Consider the following 17,580-nt stretch of genomic DNA (forward strand, 5'->3'; position numbering starts at 1 on the left):
ATGGAAAAATTCGTCATCAACATCGGCCGCCAGCTGGGCAGCGGCGGCAGGACCGTCGGGGAGATCATCGCCCGCAGGCTGGGCGTGAGGCTTTACGACAAGGAGCTGATCAACCTGGCGGCGCGGGAGAGCGGCATCTGCTCCGAGTTTTTCGAGAAGGCCGACGAGAAGGAGTCGCGCGGCGTGATCTCGACCGTGGTGAGCTACCTGCGGGCGCCGTTCGTAGGCGACGACGGGGGCGTGACGAACGTGCTGTCGAACGACGCGCTGTTCAAGATTCAGAGCGACGTGATCCGCGCCGTCGCGGCGCGTGAATCGGCCCTCTTCGTGGGCCGCTGCGCCGATTACATCCTGCGCGAGAACCCGCGCTGCGTCAATGTCTTCCTCACGGCCGACGATGCCGACCGCATCGACCGCATCCGCCGCCGGCAGGGATGCACCGCCGGAGAGGCCCGCGCGATGATGGAGCGCGTCGACGCACGGCGCGCCTCGTACTACAACTATTACAGCTCGCGGACGTGGGGCGAGGCGGCGACCTACCACCTCTGCGTCAGCACCTCGCCGCTGGGCGACGAGGGCACGGCGGATTTCATCCTGGAGTTCGCCGCACGGAAACTGAACATGAAATTTTGAGCATATTATGGTACTTGCGGAACAGATCAAGGAGATTGAACAGCGCCGGGAAGCGCTGGAACGCTGTTTGGACATCGACCAGAAGCGCATCGACCTGCGCAACGAAGAGGAGAAAACCCAGGAGCCGGATTTCTGGGACAACCCCGACAAGGCACGCGAGCAGCTGCGCAAGGTGGCGGGGATCAAGGCGTGGGTCGACGACTACGACGCCATCCGCAAGGATGCCGAGGACCTTCGGCTGATGCCCGACTTCGTGAAGGAGGGAGTGGTCAGCGAGGAGGAGATGGACGCGCACTACGCCGCGACGCTCGAGAAGATCGAAAAGCTCGAAATGCGCAACATGCTGCGCCGCGAGGAGGACAAACTCGGGGCCATCCTCGACATCAACGCCGGGGCGGGCGGTACGGAGGCGCTCGACTGGGCGTCGATGCTGATGCGCATGTACACCCGCTGGGGCGAGGCCCACGGCTACAAGGTCAAGGTGCTGGATTTCCAGGCCGGCGACGAAGTGGGGGTGAAGTCCTGCACGCTGGAGTTCGAGGGCGAATATGCCTACGGCTACCTCAAGAGCGAGAACGGCGTGCACCGCATGGTGCGCCTGTCGCCGTTCAACGCCAACAACAAGCGTCAGACCACCTTTGCGTCGGTGTTCGTTTCTCCGGCCGTCGACGATACGATCGAGATCACGGTCAATGCCGCCGACATCGAGTGGGACACGTTCCGTTCGTCGGGCGCCGGGGGGCAGAACGTCAACAAGGTGGAGACGGCCGTGCGCCTGCGCTACCACGCGAAGGACCCCGACACGGGCGAGGCGATCGAATACCTGATCGAGAACATGGAGACGCGTTCGCAGCTGATGAACCGCGAGAACGCCATGCGCATCCTCCGCTCGAAACTCTACCAGCGCGAGCTGGACAAGCGTATGGCGACGCAGCAGGCGCTGGAGGCTTCGAAGAAGAAGATCGAGTGGGGTTCGCAGATCCGCTCCTATGTCTTCGACGACCGCCGCGTGAAGGACCACCGCACGGGCGTCCAGACTTCGGCCGTGGAGTCGGTGATGGACGGCGACCTGGATGCCTTCATCAAGGCCTACTTGATGGAATACGGTGCGCAGGCATAGGAGGCCTTACTGAACCCAGCAGCCTTTTTGTTCGATGCGCCTGATTTGCCATTCGGCAGGCGACATCCGGATGTGGTAAATCCCTCCGTCGCTGCTGTATACGCAGGCCAGCGCCGCGGTGCGGGAATAGTTCGGCGGCGGCCGGTCGACGGATGCCGGACGTATGTAGTTGCATTCGAAGAAGGTCCGATCGTGACGCGTATCCGCTCCTCCAGCAGTTCCATGCACCGCTCGGGAAACCGGAAGGCGTTCCGTCATATAATCCGAGTGCGGGGCTTGATGGCGAATCTGTGGCCGCACGGGCCATGCGGCGAGCAGCTAAATCAGTATCGGCACCGGTTTCATGAGGGACGGGGCCTTACAAAGATAGCATTTTTCGGCGCAAAATATTATCTTTGCTCTATGAAGCGATCTGTTTTTATCCTTATATTCACCGTTTTTGTAGCCTTCGCCGCTCCGGCGCAGGTGAAAGTCGGCATGACCGACACGGCGGCCTATTACCCGCTGCTGCGGGGGCGGCGCGTGGCCGTGCTGGCCAACCAGACCTCCGTGGCGGAGTTGCCCGGCACCCCGGGGGCCGATGCCGCCGGACGGGTGCATCTCGTGGACCTGCTCCACGGCGAAGGGTTCGATATGGCGGCGATCTTCTCGCCCGAACACGGATTCCGCGGCACGGCCGATGCCGGAGAGCATGTCGCAAGTTCGGTCGACGCCCGGACCGGGATTCCCATCCGGTCGCTCTACGACGGCAATGCGAAACGGCCCTCGGACGAGGCGATGCGCTCGTTCGACGTGCTGGTCGTGGACATGCAGGACGTGGGTCTGCGCTTCTATACCTATTATATCTCGATGCTGCGGATGATGGATGCCTGCGCCGATTTCGGGAAGCGGGTCGTGGTGCTCGACCGGCCCAATCCCAACGGACATCTGGTCGACGGCCCCGTTCTCGACATGAAATACAAATCGGGCGTCGGGGCGATTCCGGTCCCCGTGCTTCACGGACTGACGATGGGTGAGATCGCCCGCATGGCCGTCGGCGAAGGGTGGGCGAAACCGTGCGCCCTGACGGTCGTGAAGTGCCGCAACTACACCCATGCCACCCAATACCGGCTGCCCGTCGCCCCGTCACCCAACCTTCCGACACAGCGGGCCGTCTGCCTCTACGCCGCTCTGTGCCCTTTCGAAGGCACGGTCGTGAGCCTCGGACGCGGAACGGACAGCCCGTTCGAGATCTACGGCCATCCCGATATGACCGGGCGCGCCTTTTCCTTTACGCCGCACCCCACGGCCGGGGCCAAGCATCCGCCGCTCGAAGGCCGGCTGTGCCACGGTGTCGACCTGCGCCGTATGCCGCTCTCCGAGGCCCGCGAAGTGGGATTCTCGCTGCGCTACGTGATCGACGCCTACCGCGATCTGGGGCTGGGGGACAGGTTCTTTACGCCGATGTTCGAAAAACTGGTCGGTGCGGGATGGGTGCGCGAGATGATCGCGGCCGGGGCTTCCGACGCCGAGATCCGCGCCCGCTGGGTTCCCGATGTGGAACGCTACCGCGAAAAACGGGTGCAGTACTTGCTTTACGAATAGCCTGAACAGCCGTTCCGGAATTTTCCGGAGCGGCTGTTCGTAAGTGGCGGAACGCCGCGGTACAGATTCTATGAAGAAGTAGTGACGCAACTCCGCGTTACTGGGCTCCGCCGAAAACCCTCCTGCCCCGAGAATAATAAGAAAGGGCGCAGGTACTCATTCCCCCGTTGGCCTTGCAATGCCGTATCCGGAAATTTTCCCTACGCCCAAGTCTGCCGCCTGCCTTGCGGCAGGGGCATAACCCGGGTTTCAGACAAATTTTACACCGGATATAAACCTGTATATCGCTATAACAGTTTGCAAGTTTACGGGGTATAAAGGTTGTCTTAACCTTATTATCTGTGTATGTCCCGGCTTACGCCGTACTGTTTTGCAAAGTTAGCATAATTCTTTTTCGGTTCGGTTTGATTTCTCAAGTCCTTTGCATTATGAAAGGCCAGAAACATTATGATACTGCCATAAAATCCGTAGCCGAAAGACTTCGCGCTGTACGGATTGCTCGGGGGTTAACCCAGGAAGCAGTCTATTTCAATACGGGCCTGAATATGCGCCGTGTTGAAGGCGGTAAGACGAATTTGTCGCTTTCGACACTCTGCGAGTTATGCAAGTTCTATGATATTACGCTGGAAGAACTCTTCAAAGAGCTTCCGATCGAATAAAAAGCACCTCAAAACGAGGTGCTTTTCTTTTTCGTATTTGACTTTTGTGTCGCTACTTGCCGCGATTGACCCCGACCTGATGCCGGAGCCGTGAAACGACGGACCGGCTAAAAGCGTGAGCGGAGGGGACGGAGCGCGTGCGCCCCCGCGAATAGTCGCCCGGAGCCAGCGTTAGACGGTTTGTCGTAGGCGGAGGCATCCGTCGGGGAGTTTTTAGTACTTTTTGCGGAAAAAAGTACAATATTTTTCAGCGGACGCAGTCCGCGGTTAATGCTAATGCACCTCTTTGATCCGATCCGCTTCGGTGATTTCCCGCAGGACACGGCAGGGCGAGCCGACGGCGATCACCCCCGCCGGAATGTCGCGCGTGACGACGCTCCCGGCCCCGATCACCGTGTTGTCGCCGATTGTCACGCCCTGCATTACGACCGTGTGGCCTCCGATCCAGACGTTGTTGCCGATGGTGACGGGCAGCGAGCGCATGATGCCTGCGTTGCGCTGGTCGGGCAGTAGGGCGTGGTTGACGGTGTAGATGCCGACATTCGGCCCGATGAAGACATAGTCGCCGATGGTGACGGGCGCTTCGTCGAGGATCGTCAGGTTGTAGTTGCCCACGAAGTGGTCGCCGACCGAAATCTGCTCTCCGAAGTCGCAGTGGAACGGGCTGTGGATGCAGACCGACTCGCCGACGTGTCCGAACAGCTGCCGGATGATCGCCTCCCGCTCCTCCCGCCGGGTCGGGGGCAGCTGGTTGAAGCGGAACACCAGCTCCTCGGTCCGCAGCAGCGCGCCGCCGATTTCGGGACAGATGGCGTGGAGCCAAAGCCCGGCTTTCATTTTTTCGAGATCGCCCATGATTCGTTTGTGTCGTTGTTGGGTTGATAGACGCGGCCTTTCAGACCGCAAAAAGCACACCCCGTTGCCGAAGTGTGCTTCTCTTTCGGATATTCCGTGTTACTCCGAAACGATTGCCTCGCTCGGGCATACGCCTGCGCAGGTTCCGCAGTCGATACATTTGTCGGCGTCGATCACATAGATATCGCCGGCCGAAATAGCCTCTACGGGGCACTCGCCGATGCAGCTGCCGCATGCAACGCACGAGTCGGTAATTTTGTAAGCCATTGTGTTGAGTGTTTATTGTTAAATGTGTGTGTGCAAATATAAAAACTTATTTGATAATATCAAAACCCGTGTAGGGAATCAGCGCCTCGGGAATGCGGATGCCTTCGGGGGTCTGATAGTTCTCCAGCAGCGCGGCCACGATGCGCGGCAGGGCCAGCGACGAGCCGTTGAGGGTGTGCGCCAGCTGGATCTTCTTCTCCTCGTCGCGGTAGCGGAGTTTGAGGCGGTTGGCCTGGAACGACTCGAAATTCGACACCGACGACACTTCGAGCCAGCGTTTCTGGGCCTCGGAGTAGACTTCGAAATCGTAGGTCAGCGCCGAGGTGAACGACATGTCGCCGCCGCACAGGCGCAGGATGCGGTAGGGCAGACCCAGAGCCTTGACGATGCTCTCCACATGGGCCACCATGCCGTCCAATGCTTCGTAGCTCGTTTCGGGCAGCGACAGCTGTACGATCTCCACCTTGTCGAACTGGTGCAGGCGGTTCAGTCCGCGCACGTCCTTGCCGTACGACCCGGCCTCGCGGCGGAAGCAGGGGGTGTAGGCGGTCATCTTCACCGGGAAATCCTCCTTTTCGAGGATCACGTCGCGGTAGATGTTCGTCACGGGAACCTCGGCCGTGGGAACGAGGTAGAAATTGTCGGCCGTGGCGTGGTACATCTGCCCCTCCTTGTCGGGGAGCTGTCCCGTGCCGAAGCCCGAAGCCTCGTTGACCATCACGGGCGGCTCCACTTCGAGGTAGCCGGCCTTGGTGTTGCAGTCGAGGAAGAAGTTGATCAGCGCGCGCTGCAACCGTGCGCCCTTGCCCTTGTAGACGGGGAATCCCGCGCCGGTGAGCTTCACGCCCAGGTCGAAGTCGATGATGTCGTATTTGCGGGCCAGCTCCCAGTGGGGTAGCGGGTTTTCCGGAAGCGCGGTGTAGTTCTCCACGAGTTTCACCACGAGGTTGTCTTCGGCCGTCTTGCCTTCGGGGACGATCTCGGCGGGGAAGTTGGGCAGCGAGACGATGGCGGCCTGCAACTCCTGCCGGGCGTCGGTCAGCTCGGCTTCGAGACGTGAGGATTTCTCCTTGAGGTCCGCCACGAAGCGTTTGCGCTCCTCGGCCTCCTCGCGGCGGCCCTGGCCCATCAGTGCGCCGATCTCCTTGGCGGCCTTGTTCTGGGCGGCCAGCGTGTTGTCGAGTTCCAGCTGGAGGGCTTTGCGCTGGTCGTCGAAGTTGATGATCTTTTCGATGACAGGTGCGGCGTCCACGCCCTTCTTGGCCAGCTTGCGTGCGGCGGCCTCTTTGTCGTCGCGGATTTGCTTTATGGTAAGCATAGTATCGTGAGTTTTTTGTGTTTTCGCGTTACAACCTGCAAAATTAGTAAATTCGCGCTAAACTGTGACGCCGTGACGCCGTTTTTTGCGATTTTACCGAAAAACCGGGCTTCCGCCCAATGCGGAAGTCCGGTTTTCGGTTGTACGGGCTGCGGATCAGCGGGTGTGGAGCACGAGGTCCGTGCGCAGACGCTTGCCTTCGGCCGGGGCTTTCGCAGTCGCCGCGGCGCTTCCGGCGGCCTTCGCCGGAACGGCTACGCGTTCGCCCGTCAGGTAGGTCGTGAAGCGCTGTCCGCCGGCTTCGATGCTTCCGGTCCGCGATTCCGCGCCGCGTGCCGCGGTCTGTGCGGACGCCTGTTGCAGGGGCTTCATCTTGAGGGACGAGTAGGTTTTCGAACCGGCGTACTGGCGCAGGTAGCTCGAACTCGACGCCTGCGGCGTGCTGAAGAGCAGGAACATGTAGCTGTTGACCTCCTCGGCCGAGTAGGGGCTTGAAGCCCAGTAGAGCGTGTCGCCGATGTAACCGACGGCCATTCCGGCGCCGCCCCAGAAGATCGACAGACCGTTCGAGAAGCCGAGCGTCGCATAGGCGCCGTTGTACATCCCCGCGTACTGGGGTTCGACGATCAGCATGTGCAGCTCCTTGTCGTAGTAGCCCTTCAGCTGGGGTGCGAAGTCGCGCATGTCGGTCATGCCGCTGATGAGCACGTCGCGGTCGTTGATGCGCGCGATGTCCATGCGGAAGGTCTTTTCGGACGACTGCGAATCGACGTCGACGGTCGCCGTGACGCCGAATGCGCCGATGAAGTCCTCCAGGGTCTTCGTCCGGTCGAAATCCTTGGCGAAGTAGCCGAACGTCGACGCGCTCTTCGAAACGAAAGCCGTGTCGCCGAACGAGTTGTACATCAGTAGGGCGAGTGTGTACGTGCTGCCTTCGTCGAGCGTGTTGAACGCCGTGCCGCGGCCTTCGGGGGAGTTGAGCTGTGCGATCATCTCCTCGGGAACGTCGTAGCCCCGGGATGCGGTCAGCTCCTCGAGTGTCATGCCGAGTGCCTCGCACAGGTAGTCGGCGACGGCGGTCTTGACGCAGAGATACTTCATCGCCGCCACATTCGCGGTCTGCATTTGCCAGACGAGCGTGTTGTAGGGCGAGTAGTTGAGGTTGTTCTCCGGAGCGTAGAACTCGAATTCGAGCGATCGGGGGGCGTATTCGTCGCTTGGGTCGTTCGTGAACCGCTGCATGTAGAGTTTGCAGGGGTTCTCGATCGAGTCGTAGGCCAGCGCCACGGCGGTGTAGTTGCCCGAGGGTACGTTCCACACCGAGGCGTCCTCCGCATGGAGCGTCACCACGGGGGTTACGGCCTCCAGTTTGTCGTCGATCAGCTGCCGGCGCACCTCCTGCTGCCGTTCGGTGTCGGCGGTGATGTCTCCGGCGACGACCGCGGCCTTGTAGTACTTCGTGTAGTCGTTGGGCGAGAAGTGGAGCTTCGGGGCCTTGAACCCGGTGCTCGTGGTTTCGATGCCCTCGAAGGCGATCTCCACGACGGGCGTGGTGTCGATGTCGGTGTCGAAGACCAGTTTTTCGGTCCCTTGGGCGAAATAGCCCGACGACACGTAGTAGATCAGGTAGAACGAGAAGGTGCTCTCGCCGTCGAACGTGCAGGGATAGCTGGCGTACGCCGAGTCGTTGCCGGTGTAGACGGCCATGTCGGCGACGTAGACGTACTCGTTGTAGTTCGAGTTGTAGTAGCCGATCGACTGCGCCGGCACGGTGCAGGTGTTGTCGTCGTGGAGGACGAACTTGAACGTCACGCCGCTGGCCCAGTCCTTCAGCCGGAAGATATTGGCACCCACGGCTTTCTCGACCTCCAGTCCCGAATCGCGGCCCGAGTAGTACCCGTTGTAGTGGTAGGTCGCCAGCTGGGGGATCTCTTCGCCCTCTTCGGTGGTGCGGTAGAGCGTCTCCCACTCCAGTTCGTAGGTGGCCGAAAGGGTCACCTTGTCGGAGTACTGCGCCACCTGCGCGGCGTTGTCGCCCGGACGCGCCTCCCGGCTGCTGATGTAGAGCGTGGTCTTGTAGTTCGAACCCATGACGAAGTTCGAAAGGTCGACCTCGACGGGAATCGTCACGGAGTGGCTGCCGTCGGGAATGGTCGCCTCGGCCGGAACCGAGAACAGCTCGTAGTCGTCGTCCTTGGTCGCCAGATAGACCTTGTAGGCGCCTTTGTTGCCCGGACGCGCGATTTCGACGTTGATCACGCCCTGCACGGCGTCCTGCGGAAACTCCTTCTGGATGGACGACTGGATGAAGTGGATCGCCTTCGCATCGTCCTTGTTGGGGGTGTATTGGTCGCCCTCCTGCGTCTGGCTGCAGGCCGCGGTGAAGAGCAGCAGTCCCGCACCCAGGTATTTCGATATGTTTTTCATAATGTACTTGATTTTCAACGGTTCAAAGGCTCGTTAGGGATTCTGGTCCTCCTCGTTGATGTTCGGATTGGCATCCAGTTCGGCTTTGGGAATGGTCAGCACCCAGTCGTAAGTGTCGGCTTTGGTGATGTTGACGTTCCGGCGGTTCATCATCGAAATGCACTCCTCGGAGAAGCCGTCGTCGGTCCGACGGTCGATGCCCTGGCCCAGGCGGCGGACGTCGAACAGCCGGCCGTACTCGCCCCACAGTTCGATGCGGCGGTGGGTGAGGATGTTTTCGAGGAACGATCCGGTCCAGGTCGTGGTCGTCGCACCGAGCAGCGTGCCGCTGCGGTTGTTGGCGCTGTAACTCGGGTCGCGTTCGGCCATGACGGTGTTCATCAGTTCGCGGGCGCTCTTGAGGTCGTCCAGCCGCAGGGCCGCTTCGGCAGCCGTGAAGTACATCTCCTCGACGCGCATGTAGATGTAGTCGCCCAGGAAGGAGGCCACGTTGCCGAACGAGAATTTTTTGCTGACGTAGGGCGACTCCTTGTCCGAGGGGTCCCACCAGTCGCGGCGGATGTCTGTTGCGCTGATGCGGTTGTAGAGCTGCTTGCTGATCAGCTTCGGAGCCGATTTGGCATAGGCGCCCTCCTTGTTGTCCATGTGGGTGAAGAACCCGGCGTAGCCGCCCGCCTGGTCGGCCACCTGAATGCCTGCGCCCCACATGACGTTCTGCTTGCCGAGCGAGTTCATGCCGCCCGTCAGGTCGCTCTTCGTGCCGACGGCGTAGCCGCCTTCGTCGATCACGCGCTTGGCCGCCTTGAACGCTCCGTCCCAGTCGCCTTCCGCCAGACAGGCGCGCGACTTGATGCCCAGGGCCACGTAGAGGTTGATGTGCGATTTGTTATTCTCGGCAAGCGTGGTTTCCCTGGCCTTTTCGAGCAGTTCGATGGCACGGTCGATGTCCTGGTCGATGCGGCCGTAGACCGTGCGCAGCGATTCGCGGGGCTGTCCGCCCGTGTCGATCGACGTGCCGGTGGTGTAAACCGGTACGCAGGCCTCGTTCCAGCGCGAAGCGCCCGTCAGAGGGTTGTAGGGGGCGCGGGAGAACCACGTCGCCAGGTTCAGGTAGCAGAGCGCCCGGATGGCGTAGGCCTGTCCTGCGACGTAGGCCACGTCGGCCTCCGTTCCGGCCATTTCCGGCTCGGCGTCGATGATGTAGTTTACGTTGGCGATCCACTTGTAGTTGGCGTACCAGACGTCGTACGACCGGAAGGCCGACGAGGTGTAGTTGCTCTTGACGTTGTAGCAGTGGTCGCCCCAGAACCAGCCGTTGCCCTGCGACTGCATGATCAGGTCGTCGGCCATGCAGTCGAGCGCCAGGTTGTAGGCCGCGATGCCGAAGCACTGGTGGGTGTTTGCGGTCGTGGACCATCCGGCCGTCCACATCGAGCGGTAGACGCCGTTGACCGAAGTGATGGCCGTGGATGCCGATTTGAGCAGTTCCTTGCCCGAACCCGAGTCGGTCGGGGAGAAATCGAGCATCGAGTCGCTGCACGAGGGGGCTGATAAGCCGATCAGCGCGATGATAAGATATATTGCTTTTTTCATAGTTGTTTTCTCCCGTGGTTAAAAGTTCAGGTCGATACCGAATGCGATCACGCGCGACGGGGTGTAGCTGTAGGCCACCGATCCCGTGAAGTTATACTGCGGGTCCATGCCGTCCATGTGGTTGAACATGGCGATGTTGTCCAGCGTGGCGTAGATGCGCAGCGACTCGATGTCGATCTTCTTGAGCCAGCGCTTGGGAAGCGTGTAGCCGACGGTGATGTTCTTGATGGCGAAGTACGAGGCGTCGATCAGCGAGTTGTCGGCCGTGGCGTACGATCCGCCCACTTCGAGCATCGGCACGTCGGTCTTGTCGCCCGGCTTCTGCCAGCGGCGTTTGGCGTTTTTGTGCCAGTTGTTGCCGGCGTACTGCACGTACATCGAGCCGTTGTAGAGTCCGTCGTAGACCCATCCGCCGATCGAATAGGTCGTCAGGAACGAGACGTCGATGTTCTTCAGGATCGTGAACGTCGAACCGATGCTGCCGAAAAGCTTCGGCTCGCGGCTTTCGTGGTAGTACTTGCTCAAGGTGGCCATCGCCACGTTGTCGGTGATGTACTCGTCGCAGCGCGTGTTCACCAGCGAACCCTCGTCGTTGACCGTCTGGGTCCAGTAGGCATAGTAGAGCTGCTTGCCCGTGGCGGGGTCCACGCCGGCCGTTTTCGGCAGGTAGAAGGTGTAGATCGGCCGCCCCACCTCGATGACGCGGATGCCCGACGTGATGACATCCTGGCCGCCCGTGAGCGAGAGCACCTTGTTGCGGTTGAACGAACCCATCAGCGTCGCGTCCCAGCGGAAGTCGCGCTTGTCGAGGATCGTTCCGCGCAGCGAGACTTCGAGTCCCTGGTTGCGCAGCGAGCCGACGTTGTCGTTGAAGCCCGTGAATCCGGTCGAGATCGGCAGCGGACTGTTGAGCAGCATGTCGCGCGTTTTGCGGTTGTAGTACTCGACCGAAACGCCCAGGCGTCCGCCCAGCATCGTGGCCTCGATGCCGGCGTTGAGGTTGCCGTTCTTCTCCCAGGTCACCTCCCTGTTTTCGAGTTTGTCGACGAAGGCGCCCGCATCGGTGGCATTGGGCCACGTGTAGTCGTAGAGACCCTGCCATGCGTAGTAAGTTCCCAGGTTGTCGTTGCCCTGTACGCCGTAGGAGACCTTCAGCGTGAGGTTGTCGAGCCACTGGCGGGTGTTCTCCATGAACTGCTCCTCGGAGATGCGCCACGAGGCGCCCACCGACCAGAAATGGCCCCAGCGGTCGCCGGGGTGGAAGCGCGACGAACCGTCCGTTCGCCAGCTGGCGTCGACGTAATAACGGCTCTTGAAACCGTAGTTGACGCGCGCGAGGTAGGACTCCACGCCGTAGTTGTGCGAATAGCTGTTGTTGTCGGTGGTCGTCACGGCGGGGCCTAACTCGTCGATTCCGCCGACGATGCCGGTTTTTTCGCCGTTGGCGTAGTTGTACTTGTAGCGGTAGTACTCATGGCCGGCCAGCAGGTTGAGGGAGTGGTCGCCGAACGTGCGGTCGTAGGTCAGCAGCTGGTTGAACGTGTAGCTCAGCGTGCGTGTGTTGGTCTTGCTGAGGCGTCCGCCCTGCTGGGCCGCGTTGCCGTGCTCCTTGTCGTAGACCAGCGTGCGCTGGTAGTCGGTGTAGTCCGTACCGAAGTTCATCGTCAGCTTCAGTCCGTAGAGCCGGGCCTCTTCCCTGACGGTTCCGAAGGTGATGTAGCTGCGCGCCGAAAGCGAGTTGCGGGTGTAGTAGGCCTTGTTGTTGTAAAGTTCGGCCTTCGAGTTGAAGCCCTGGGCCGAGGGGCGGTTGGCGTAGCCGTTGTCGTCCTCCGAACCGTATTCGTATTGCAGCTGCCCGTCGGCGCTGCGCACGTTGTTGCCGGCCATGTCCTTCAGGTAGACGGGATAGACCGGGGCCATGAACTGCGCCGTGTACCAGACGTTCGACGTGCTTGCGTCCTCGAAACTCTGGTAGCTCGATTCGCTGTGGGCGAAGTTGGCGTTCATGCCGATCTTGAGCCAGCTCTTGGCCTGCGAATCGGCGCCCACGCGGCCCGTGTAGCGGGAGAAGTCGGTGTTCTGGAGAATGCCGTCCTCCATGTAGTAGCCCAGCGATGCGACGTAGTTGGCGCGTTCCGAACCGCCGTTCACCGAGACGATGTGTTCGGTGCGCACGGCCGAATTGTCGCTGATCTCGTCCAGCCAGTTCTCGTTCCAGGCTGCTTTGGCGTCCGAACGGATCTTGCCCGTCGACTGGTCGATCAGCGTCTCCCACGTGTAGTTCTTGTAAGGGTTGTAGTATTCGGGGTTCTTCAGTCCGCCGATCTGCTGGCCGAGGTTGGCGGCGGCATAGCGGCTCGCGCCCTCGAAGTCCATGCCCGTGCCGTACTGGGCGCTGTTGCGCAGCGCTTCGTAGCTCATCTCGACGTAGTCTTTCATGCCGACCAGGTCGTAGCGCGGGATGGCGCGCGAGGCGATGCCGACGTTGCCCTTGTACGAAATGCGGATTTTGTCCTTCTTGCCCTTCTTGGTCGTGATGACGATGACGCCGTTGGCTCCGCGGGCGCCGTAGAGCGCACCGGCCGATGCGTCCTTGAGCACGGTCATCGTCTCGATGTCCGCGGGGTTGATCGAACTGAGCGACCCGTCGAAGGGGATGCCGTCGACCACGTATAACGGTGTCGCCGAGGCGTTCACCGACCCGATGCCGCGGATGATGACCGATGCCGCCTCGCCCGGCTGGCCGCCGCCGGAGGCGACCTGCACGCCGGCTACGGTTCCCTCGAACGATTTGGTGACGTTGCCCACGACACGTTTCTGGAGTTCGCCGCCCTTGACGACGGCGGCCGAACCGGTGAACGACTCTTTCTTGGCCGTACCGTAGGCCACGACCATCACGCCTTCGATCTCGGCGGTGTCCTCCCGGAGCGTGACGTCGATGCGGGTCTTGCTGCCGACGGGGATTTTCTCCGTCTTGTAGCCCAGGTAGGAGACGACGAGCGTGGCGTTGGCCGGGACGTTGGTCAGGGTGTAGTCTCCGTCGACGTTCGTCGTGATGCCCTGCGTAGTGCCCTCCACGAGAACGTTCGCGCCGATGATGGCTTCGCCGTTGGCTCCGGTGACTTTGCCGCTGACGGTGACGTTCTGCGCCCAGGAGGCCGTCGTCCATGCCAGCGACAGGATGCACCAGAGAATTGCTGCTATCTTGTTCATAGATGTACTCTTATTTGATATTGTGCGTGTTGTGAATGATGGTCCAGAGGTCGCCTTCGGGTTTCGCTCCGGCGGGCAGCTGGACGCTCTCCATCGGGTAGATGAACTTCCCGGGGTTGGCGATGGGTTTCCCGACGGGCGACCGGAGCGGTTCGTTCGCGCGGGTTGCGGCCTGCGCCTTCGCCCGGGCGGCTGCCGGAGCCGCGCTGGTGGTCGCCGAACCCCATTTGGTGACTTTGTCGCCGACCGTGTTGGTCGCCGTCGCCATGAAGACGTACGTGGTTTCGGGCGTTACGCCGCTCTCCCCGGTGAAGAGGATGGCAAAGCCGTTTCCGTTGATGTAGGGGAGGTATTCCTCCTTGACGTCGTGTCCGAACTCCTCGATCACGGCCGGGTAGTTGTTCGTGCCGACGTTCGCCAGGGCGCTCTGTTTGAAAATCGCGTAACGCACCGTTGCGATGTCGATGCCCTTCATGACGCCGGCCACGGTGTTGTGCGTCGGGCCGTAGTTGGCGTTGGTCGAGGCTGCGGCTGCGAACCACGCGGCGGCCTCCGTGCTGGTCTTCGTGGTGACGGAGTTGACGCAGACCGTTTCGGCACCGCTCGACGAGGTGGCCAGCGTGAGCAGCGTGTAGGACGTGCCGGCGCTGACGCCTTCCGTAAGTCCGTTGTAACCGTCGGCGCTGTTGACCGTCGCCGAGAGCAGCGCAGGGTTGAACTGGAGTCCGTAATTGGGGTCTTTCAGGAATGCAGCGACGGCCTGCCGGTCGTAGGGATCGGGGAAGACCTGGTTGAAGAGTTTGGTCGTCAGCGTACGGTAACGGACGTCCGTCACGTCGTCTCCCTTCCAGTGGGTCCACACGGAGTTGGTCCAGCCGTAACCCGTCATGGCGAGGTAGGCGTTGCTGATGTAGAACCGCTGCGTGAACCAGTCGCTGCCGCCGTAGTTCGGACCGGCGGAATAGCCGTCGGCCGTGGTTTTGAACTGCGTGGAGGAGAGGTTCGAGGTGATGTTGCCCCGCAGGTCCATGCCGAATGCGAAGATCACGTAGCTCAACTCGGGGGTGAGTCCCGTCATCTGAAGGCTCTGGGTCCCCGATTTGAGCATCGAGGCCATGGCCAGCTGGAGGCTGATGCCCTGCTTTTTGGCGTATTCGACGATATAGGTTTGGAAGGCGGTCATCAGCTCTTCGGGCGAATACTTGGCGAAGGTCGTGGCCGGGAGGATTTCATAATAGTAGGTTTCGTCGCTGGAGGCGTAGATGTCGAACGCCACGGCGTCGGAGATGATCGTCGTCGGGGCGATGACCAGCGGCGGAACGTCGGCGTCCGAGGTGACGAACGAAAGCTGTGCGGCCTCCGAGTTGGTGAAGCGCGTGGCGTCGGACGTCATGGCGCGCACCGAGAAGGAGTAGGTGCGGCCCTTGTCGAGCTTCGACAGGATGACCGTACGGTTTCGGGTGGTCGCGGCCTCCCCGCCGTCGACCGAGAACTCGTAGAGTTCCGCTTCGGGCACTTCGGTCCAGGAGATGACTGTTTTCGACGCATAGGCGCTGCCGAGTGTGATCTTCGGCTGGGGAAGCTGCTCCAGGTCGTCGGTCAGCACGTGGATGTAGGTGAAAGGGGATTCGGTGTATTCGGCCGGGTCCCGGGGACAGGCCTTGACCGCCACGACATACTCTTTCTGCCGTTCCAGACTGTTGAATTCCAGCCGGCAGCCGGTCGTCGATGTCTCGCTCCCGCCGTCGAACGTGTAGACGTAGGACCCTGCGTCGTCGACGGCTTCCCAGCGGAGGGTGAATCCGGTGGTCGTCAGGTCGCTGACGATGATCTGCGGCTGTGCGACGGGTTGCAGGCCGGAGCCGGTCTCCGCCGCGTCGTCGTCCGACGAGCAGGTGCACAGTCCCGCGAGGGCCGCCGCCGCGAATGCCGCGTATTTATAAAAGGTTTTCATAGGTTTGATTCTCTTTTGCGTTAGTGAATGTGTCATTCGACGGTTACCTCGATCGGTTTGCGAATGGCCGCGCCGTCCGAGACGATGATCGTCGTCCGGCCTTTCTTGAGGCCGGTGAGCTTCATCACTCCGCCCCGGAGTTCGATCTTCACGAGGTCGGGGACGGAAACGGTGTACCCCAGGACATTGGTGGCGGTGAAGTAGTTGCCCAGGTCGATGCTGACGGTGGCGCCCACGCCGACCCGCTGCGCCGGGATGCCGTCGATCTTGGCGATGGTCCGCAGCAGTTTGTAAGTGTCGAGGCTGCCGATGCCCATGTTGCCCAGATACTGCTGGTAACTGCCGGTGCAGTAGCGGTCGACGGACTGGGTGCTGCTCAACAGCGCCTGCCGGAGCATTTCGCCCGTAAGGCCCTTGCGTTTTTCAGCGCCGTAGTAATAGCTGACGGCCAGCGCGCAGGCTCCCGACACGTGGGGGCAGGCCATCGAGGTTCCCTGGCTGCCTTCGTAGCCCGAAGAGCCGTCGGCGGCCACGCTCGTGCTGTAGACGCCGCCGTAGGCGTTGCTCAACATCTGGTCGCCGCCCGGGGCCGAAATCCGGACCCATTTTCCGTAGTTGGTGTAGTAGGCCGGGGCGCCCGTGAATCCGGTTGCGCCCACGCTGATCGCGTTGGCGTCGGCGGCGGGATAGCAAATCTCGTTCGAGGCGTCGTTGCCCGCGGCGAAGAGGACGATGCCGCCGGCCATCGGACCCGTCTGGTTGCCGTTTTCATCCAGTCCCGCATATTTGTTGAAGTATTCCATGGCACGCGAGAGCGCCGAGTAGGAGCCGCGCGTCCAGTCGGTCACGGAGATGGTTCCGGCGGTGTATCCCCAGCTGTTCTGGCAGATCACGGCGCCGTTGTCGGCGGCGTACTTGATGGCGCGGATCTGTCCGGCCAGTCCGGCGCCCGACGATCCGGACTCCGACTTGCCGAGAATCTCGCACGACATGATCTTCACGCCGTCGCCCCTGCCCGAGCCGCCTGCGATGCCGCAGACACCCACGCCGTTGTTGTTCACGGCGGCGATCGTGCCGGCGACGTGCGTGCCGTGCATCAGTTCGGCCGAGAAATCCAGTTCGCCGGTCTCCTTGGTGAAGTTGTAGCCGTAAATGTCGTCCACATAACCGTTGCCGTCGTCGTCGACGCCCGGCGTGCCGTTCAGTTCGGCCTCGTTGACCCACATGTTGGCGGCCAGGTCCTCGTGGTCGTACTTGACGCCCTGGTCCACCACGGCGACGATCACGTCGGGATCGCCCGTCGAGAGCTGCCAGGCGGCGTACACGTTGGCGTCGGCGCCCAGTCTGCTCGCCTGTGCGAAGACGTTGCCCGTATTGTTGTAGTGCCATTGCATCTGCTGCGAACGTTCGCTCTCGTTGAAGGGGAAGGGGACGTTGCGCACCTCGTCTTCGATGGCGCGGGTGACGCTCTGCGCCCCGGCGGCGGGGGATGCCGTGCGGCGGTAGTCCGAAGTTTCGGCGGCCAGCGAGTATTCGATGATCTCGATGTCCTTGCACGAGGAGAGCAGGCTGGCCATCTCGCTCGTCGGGACCGACGGGTCGTATTTGGCGTAATACCAGAGGTGCAGGCCTTCCCGGCGGGTACGCTCTTCGAAGCGCCCGCCGTCCGGGAAGAGCCGTTCGAAGCGGACGGTGTTCACCGTGTTGAGGATGCGGTCGATCTCGTCGATGCCGCTGCCTTTCGAAACGCCCTGCGCGCGGCTCTTTTCCACGATGCCGGAGGCCTCGGTCTTCAGTTTGAGGATGATCTCGCCGCCGATGGCCGCCGGGGAGGCGTTGACGATGACGGGACCCGCGGTCTCTTCGCCGCTGCTCTGCGTGTCGTCCTTGGCGCACGATGCCGCCGCGAGGACGGTTGCCGCCAGGAGGAGCGATTTGAATATGTATTTCATAGACG

At 61.6% G+C, this 17,580-nt stretch carries 12 protein-coding genes; 4 read left to right on the forward strand and 8 right to left on the reverse strand.

The window, feature by feature from the left end:
• The 4 genes from ACGHP5_RS11555 to ACGHP5_RS11570 all read left to right on the forward strand — a co-directional run bounded on the left by ACGHP5_RS11555 (window position 1) and on the right by ACGHP5_RS11570 (window position 3,996).
• Complete coding sequence (locus ACGHP5_RS11555; protein WP_295905458.1) at window positions 1-633, forward strand: AAA family ATPase; 633 nt, start codon at window positions 1-3, stop codon at window positions 631-633.
• Window positions 634-640: 7 nt separating this feature from the next.
• Window positions 641-1,753, forward strand: a complete 1,113-nt coding sequence (gene prfB, locus ACGHP5_RS11560) for a peptide chain release factor 2 (protein WP_390566882.1) — start codon at window positions 641-643, stop codon at window positions 1,751-1,753.
• A 402-nt stretch (window positions 1,754-2,155) separates the two neighbouring features.
• Entirely contained in the window at window positions 2,156-3,337 is a 1,182-nt protein-coding gene (locus tag ACGHP5_RS11565; RefSeq protein ID WP_390566884.1) for an exo-beta-N-acetylmuramidase NamZ domain-containing protein, read from the forward strand.
• Window positions 3,338-3,765: 428 nt separating this feature from the next.
• Complete coding sequence (locus ACGHP5_RS11570) at window positions 3,766-3,996, forward strand: helix-turn-helix domain-containing protein (RefSeq protein ID WP_290532455.1); 231 nt, start codon at window positions 3,766-3,768, stop codon at window positions 3,994-3,996.
• Between the two features lie 273 nt (window positions 3,997-4,269).
• Here the strand turns inward: ACGHP5_RS11570 and ACGHP5_RS11575 are convergent, their stop codons facing one another.
• The 8 genes from ACGHP5_RS11575 to ACGHP5_RS11610 all read right to left on the reverse strand — a co-directional run bounded on the left by ACGHP5_RS11575 (window position 4,270) and on the right by ACGHP5_RS11610 (window position 17,575).
• A complete protein-coding gene (locus ACGHP5_RS11575) occupies window positions 4,270-4,851 on the reverse strand; it encodes a sugar O-acetyltransferase (RefSeq protein ID WP_390566886.1) in 582 nt (193 codons plus the stop codon).
• A 99-nt stretch (window positions 4,852-4,950) separates the two neighbouring features.
• Entirely contained in the window at window positions 4,951-5,118 is a 168-nt protein-coding gene (locus tag ACGHP5_RS11580) for a DUF362 domain-containing protein (protein WP_015547590.1), read from the reverse strand.
• 46 nt (window positions 5,119-5,164) lie between these two features.
• Window positions 5,165-6,436, reverse strand: coding sequence for a serine--tRNA ligase (serS, locus tag ACGHP5_RS11585; protein WP_290532453.1), 1,272 nt, complete (start codon window positions 6,434-6,436; stop codon window positions 5,165-5,167).
• Window positions 6,437-6,592: 156 nt separating this feature from the next.
• Window positions 6,593-8,863, reverse strand: a complete 2,271-nt coding sequence (locus ACGHP5_RS11590) for a hypothetical protein (RefSeq protein WP_390566888.1) — start codon at window positions 8,861-8,863, stop codon at window positions 6,593-6,595.
• A 33-nt stretch (window positions 8,864-8,896) separates the two neighbouring features.
• The gene (locus tag ACGHP5_RS11595) at window positions 8,897-10,456 is read right to left on the reverse strand and encodes a RagB/SusD family nutrient uptake outer membrane protein (RefSeq protein WP_337657033.1); all 1,560 of its coding nucleotides are present in this window, start codon (window positions 10,454-10,456) and stop codon (window positions 8,897-8,899) included.
• A gap of 18 nt (window positions 10,457-10,474) precedes the next feature.
• Window positions 10,475-13,669, reverse strand: a complete 3,195-nt coding sequence (locus tag ACGHP5_RS11600; RefSeq protein WP_390566890.1) for a SusC/RagA family TonB-linked outer membrane protein — start codon at window positions 13,667-13,669, stop codon at window positions 10,475-10,477.
• Window positions 13,670-13,679: 10 nt separating this feature from the next.
• Entirely contained in the window at window positions 13,680-15,623 is a 1,944-nt protein-coding gene (locus ACGHP5_RS11605; RefSeq protein ID WP_390566892.1) for a hypothetical protein, read from the reverse strand.
• A 32-nt stretch (window positions 15,624-15,655) separates the two neighbouring features.
• Window positions 15,656-17,575: a S8 family serine peptidase gene (locus tag ACGHP5_RS11610; protein ID WP_390566894.1), complete on the reverse strand. Its 1,920-nt coding sequence runs from the start codon at window positions 17,573-17,575 to the stop codon at window positions 15,656-15,658.
• Between the last annotated feature and the right edge of the window lie 5 nt (window positions 17,576-17,580).

The organism is Alistipes sp. i18-0019-D1 (assembly GCF_042852885.1).
Classification (GTDB): Bacteria; Bacteroidota; Bacteroidia; order Bacteroidales; family Rikenellaceae; genus Alistipes.

What these genes read in the sequence shown, in the direction of transcription:
- ACGHP5_RS11555 (WP_295905458.1), top strand. Translation starts at nt 1, where the DNA reads ATGGAAAAATTCGTCATCAACATCGGCCGCCAGCTGGGCAGCGGCGGC.
- prfB (WP_390566882.1), top strand. Translation starts at nt 641, where the DNA reads ATGGTACTTGCGGAACAGATCAAGGAGATTGAACAGCGCCGGGAAGCG.
- ACGHP5_RS11565 (WP_390566884.1), top strand. Translation starts at nt 2,156, where the DNA reads ATGAAGCGATCTGTTTTTATCCTTATATTCACCGTTTTTGTAGCCTTC.
- ACGHP5_RS11570 (WP_290532455.1), top strand. Translation starts at nt 3,766, where the DNA reads ATGAAAGGCCAGAAACATTATGATACTGCCATAAAATCCGTAGCCGAA.
- ACGHP5_RS11575 (WP_390566886.1), bottom strand. Translation starts at nt 4,851, where the DNA reads ATGGGCGATCTCGAAAAAATGAAAGCCGGGCTTTGGCTCCACGCCATC.
- ACGHP5_RS11580 (WP_015547590.1), bottom strand. Translation starts at nt 5,118, where the DNA reads ATGGCTTACAAAATTACCGACTCGTGCGTTGCATGCGGCAGCTGCATC.
- serS (WP_290532453.1), bottom strand. Translation starts at nt 6,436, where the DNA reads ATGCTTACCATAAAGCAAATCCGCGACGACAAAGAGGCCGCCGCACGC.
- ACGHP5_RS11590 (WP_390566888.1), bottom strand. Translation starts at nt 8,863, where the DNA reads ATGAAAAACATATCGAAATACCTGGGTGCGGGACTGCTGCTCTTCACC.
- ACGHP5_RS11595 (WP_337657033.1), bottom strand. Translation starts at nt 10,456, where the DNA reads ATGAAAAAAGCAATATATCTTATCATCGCGCTGATCGGCTTATCAGCC.
- ACGHP5_RS11600 (WP_390566890.1), bottom strand. Translation starts at nt 13,669, where the DNA reads ATGAACAAGATAGCAGCAATTCTCTGGTGCATCCTGTCGCTGGCATGG.
- ACGHP5_RS11605 (WP_390566892.1), bottom strand. Translation starts at nt 15,623, where the DNA reads ATGAAAACCTTTTATAAATACGCGGCATTCGCGGCGGCGGCCCTCGCG.
- ACGHP5_RS11610 (WP_390566894.1), bottom strand. Translation starts at nt 17,575, where the DNA reads ATGAAATACATATTCAAATCGCTCCTCCTGGCGGCAACCGTCCTCGCG.